Below are 3,751 nucleotides of genomic sequence, written 5' to 3'. Positions count from 1 at the left end.
GGTCTCGTGTATAATTAGTGGCGTGATTTAGCACGGAAGTTAACAAATAAAAACCGGATAGAATATTCCGCAGGAATATTCGTAAGCAAGCTCGACCTAGCCATTAATTATACACCTTGTTGGCAACAGGCTTTTTTTACTCATTCCGATTATTTTCTTATTCATTCATTTCAATAATTAATTTTTCTCCGTAATTCAGATTATTAAAGAAACTCAATTGTCTCTCAAATATATATCCGTTTTGCGTGAATTCCATAATTTGATCTTGGGTCTCGATTTTTAATTTCATTTCTTCGATTGAATACTCTCCAAGCACAATTCTAAAATATCTTGCAATTAATTTAGAAACTCCTAACTTCAACATGATCCACATCGGTGATAAAGTTAGAGGTTCAACTTTTTCTTTTCCACGTATTAATTTTATGTATTCGATTTCCGATTCTTTTATTGTAAACGCACCTGTTTTATTTGATAAGTTTGACCTTAAAAGAATTCCATTAGAATATTTTTCAAAACTACATATAGAGTTTTCTTTTAGAAATTCTGAAGAATTATTTTTTGCTTTAAAGGATTTTAGATAAAATGATGAACTTCCAATTGCTTTTGGCTTTTTCCAATCGATTTTTGTCAGTTTTCCAATATTTTTTTCGATTGTACTTGAGTTCATATTCTCGATGAGTTCTTTTTTCAGCTTGTTGCCAACGGTTATGTATAAGGAAAGTTGCGTGTTTGTGTGCGAGGATTTTCCGAAGGAAAATCAGAAGCTAGCAAACGAGCAACTAACTTTGGTTTAGCTAAAACTAGCAATTTTTTTATACGGTGTAGGCAACTGGCTTTTTAATTCCGTTTATATATTCTTTTTTTATTATGCTCAATTATACTTTTAATTAGTACAATAACCAAAAGCAAACAAGGGATATACCAAGAAATGATTTTTCTATTCATTAAAATCATTCCGATAATTAGCAAACTCCAAAGCACAATATCTGTTACTTTTTTATTTCTTTTCTCTTTTTTTCTCTTTTGGTCATATCTTAAATTTTCTTCGATAGCTTCTTTTGGAATGCTATAAGTTTCTTCTCCGTGATATTCTAAAGAATTTGAAATCTCTTGAATTAACATTTTTCGGGAATAAAATATTTCTTCGTCTGCGTATAAGACAACGGATTGGCTTAAGTCAATAAGTCCGAGTGAAATTATATTTATGCAAGCACTTACTAATTCGTCTGAACCAAACGTGAATGAAATTCCTAAATCTTTGTCCGACAAATCTTTTTTTAATTTCGGAAAATCGGAAAGAAGTTCTGTTGCTGGATTAAAATAAATTTCGACAAAGGTTTGATTTCCGTTTAGCACACAATCTATTGAGTCAATATGGTTAAGATTGTCAAATTTCTCAAAGTCAGTTAAGAAATTAAAATCATAACCTAACTCTTTAATTTTATTCTCTAATTCAATTTTTGTCGGAAGTTTACTTTTCTGAACAAAATTTATTAATGTCATTGACATAGTTTCTTGCGTGTTTTTTCAGCTTGTTGCCAACGGCTTCGTGTATGATTAGTGGCGTGATTTAGCACGGAAGTTAACAAATAAAAACCGAATAGAATATTCCGCAGGAATATTCGTAAGCAAGCTCTACCTAGCCATTAATTATACACCTTGTTAGCACCAGTTTTTATATTCTCAGTTCCCCCTTTAGAATTATTTGAGCTTCACTCTTTATTGTCAATTTGCTGTCACTAATTAATTCAACTTCCATAAAACCAGTTCTTTCAGAACATTGAAAAGAATTCATTTTCTTTTTATTAAGTCTTTCAGCCCAATATTTTGCTAAAAAAGTATGAGTTCCTCCTGTTACAGGGTCTTCATTCGTTCCACTCCAAGGCCAAAAATATCTTGATTCAAAGTCAAAGTCATTTTTATCAGATATTGCAGTAACTAATACTCCATTAATAGAATTATGAGAAGCTTTTAATTTTTCGAAATTAGGAGTGAGATTATTTAAAAGTTTACAACTTTCTATCTCAATTAGTAAAATGCTTGTTTCTTTATTAAAGACACTATTCGATAATTTTTCTATTCCGAGTGCATTTAATAATTCTTTAGGAGTATTTTGTGGAATTGTATTATAAACAGGGAATTCCATTTCAATTTTTTCTTGATTTTTTTTAATCATTAAATCCAATTCCTGAATATTCTTAAAGTGAATATGATTCATTTCGGGATTAATTTCAAAAAGAACTTTTGAAGAAGCAAGTGTTGCGTGCCCACAAAGTGGTATTTCCATTACTGGGGAAAAGAATCTTATGGAATATTTGTTAGGTTTATCAATTAGGGTAATAAATGCAGTTTCAGAAAGTCCTAATTCTTTTGCAATAGATAGCATTTGTCCATCTGTCATTTTTTGATTTAAAAAACAAACTCCAGCAGGGTTTCCTTTAAAAGGTTTGTCTGTAAAAGAATCAACTATATAGGTTTCTATTTTTGTCATTTTTCGTAAGTAAGCTCGAACAAGCCATTAATTATACACCTTGTAAGCACCTGTTTTTATTCCATTTTTTTAAATTCCAATTTAATCGGTTCAGCTTTTTCACCAGCTTCTTCCATCATTTTGTCCATCTCGGGGTCAGAGTAATACGCTGTAAATTTATTATTTTCCTTTTCTAAAATTATATAGATAAGTGTTATTGATTTTGGCTCTCTATTATTACCTCTTGGTATAGGTTTTGTAATTAAAGTCAAAGTATCTTTTTCTATTTTCCAATCTTTTAAGTCAGATTTCATAAATCGAGATAATTCAATTTTTCCATTTTTATAAACTCCAGGTCCTGCAATTCCAGAACCATCATGGTTTAGATTAATCAAATTAATCATTCCATTTGCGTTTGGTTCCGTTATCCATTTTCCAACATATAAGTTTTCTTTTTCTTGTCCTAAAACACAATTTATGCAGGTAAAAATTAAAATTGATGATAGTATTTTTTTCATTCAGTTTGTTAATTGGTGCTAACGGTCTCGGCTATAATTTCGTTGCGGAAAAATCCGCAGGATTCTTTCCGCCGCAGCCCGAAGATAGCAAAAATGCGTTGATTTCCGCTTAGGAAATCAACCGCAATGAATTATAGCCAATGTTGCCAACTGGCTTTATTTTATTATTTCAGTCAGATACACAATTCCGAATATCCAACCAACATAGAGTAGAGTATAAGTCAGCGAGTAAACTGCGGAAATTCCAATATCTCCTTTTGTATCTTTTGATTTATTAAAAACAAATTTCAAAGCCCTAAAGAAAATCCAATAAAGCATTGCTAAAATTATAAACAGCGAAAACCAAAAAACGGCTTCCAAAACTATTAATAAAATCACAAATAATACCGACATCGCAATCCATATTAAAATCGACAAAATCAGTCCGCTAATTCCATCCCCAACTGATGGTAATTCCATAGTTGGTTCTGTCCCGCTATTTGCAATGAAATCTCCACTTTTAAAGTTCCTAAATTTCGGAAAATTATCAATCAGTCCAATTCCTGTGTAAAGTCCATAAGTCATAAACAGAAATAACACCGACGCTATAATGCTAAGTGATAAATTAAGATTAGAAGTCAAACTCCGATTATAATTTATTCCCGTCAGATAAACTGTTAGAATTGTAATTCCGATTACAAGTAATGAAACTATAAAAACAGATTTTCCTTTCAAATATAGTTGTTTAGTTTTCAATTCAGAGCGTTTTTTTTAGCTTGTTGGC

The 3,751-nt window shown here is 30.9% G+C and carries 5 protein-coding genes; all 5 read right to left on the bottom strand.

Annotated features, from left to right (window positions below):
• Window positions 1–157: 157 nt before the first annotated feature.
• The 5 genes from A6I66_RS16300 to A6I66_RS16280 all read right to left on the bottom strand — a co-directional run bounded on the left by A6I66_RS16300 (window position 158) and on the right by A6I66_RS16280 (window position 3,723).
• On the bottom strand, window positions 158–667 hold the full coding sequence (locus A6I66_RS16300) for a hypothetical protein (RefSeq protein WP_067151935.1): 510 nt from the start codon (window positions 665–667) through the stop codon (window positions 158–160).
• Window positions 668–837: 170 nt separating this feature from the next.
• Window positions 838–1,503, bottom strand: coding sequence for a hypothetical protein (locus A6I66_RS16295; protein ID WP_067151933.1), 666 nt, complete (start codon window positions 1,501–1,503; stop codon window positions 838–840).
• A 172-nt stretch (window positions 1,504–1,675) separates the two neighbouring features.
• Window positions 1,676–2,491: a PhzF family phenazine biosynthesis protein gene (locus A6I66_RS16290; protein WP_067151930.1), complete on the bottom strand. Its 816-nt coding sequence runs from the start codon at window positions 2,489–2,491 to the stop codon at window positions 1,676–1,678.
• Between the two features lie 56 nt (window positions 2,492–2,547).
• A complete protein-coding gene (locus A6I66_RS16285; protein WP_067151927.1) occupies window positions 2,548–2,988 on the bottom strand; it encodes a hypothetical protein in 441 nt (146 codons plus the stop codon).
• 156 nt (window positions 2,989–3,144) lie between these two features.
• Window positions 3,145–3,723 (bottom strand): hypothetical protein, encoded by a 579-nt coding sequence (locus A6I66_RS16280; RefSeq protein ID WP_067151926.1) that lies wholly within the window; start codon window positions 3,721–3,723, stop codon window positions 3,145–3,147.
• Between the last annotated feature and the right edge of the window lie 28 nt (window positions 3,724–3,751).

Source organism: Pseudotamlana agarivorans, from assembly GCF_001642835.1.
Taxonomy (GTDB): Bacteria; Bacteroidota; Bacteroidia; order Flavobacteriales; family Flavobacteriaceae; genus Pseudotamlana; species Pseudotamlana agarivorans.
The sequence above is the reverse complement of the archived record's forward strand: the minus strand, read 5'-3'. Positions and strand labels throughout refer to the sequence as shown.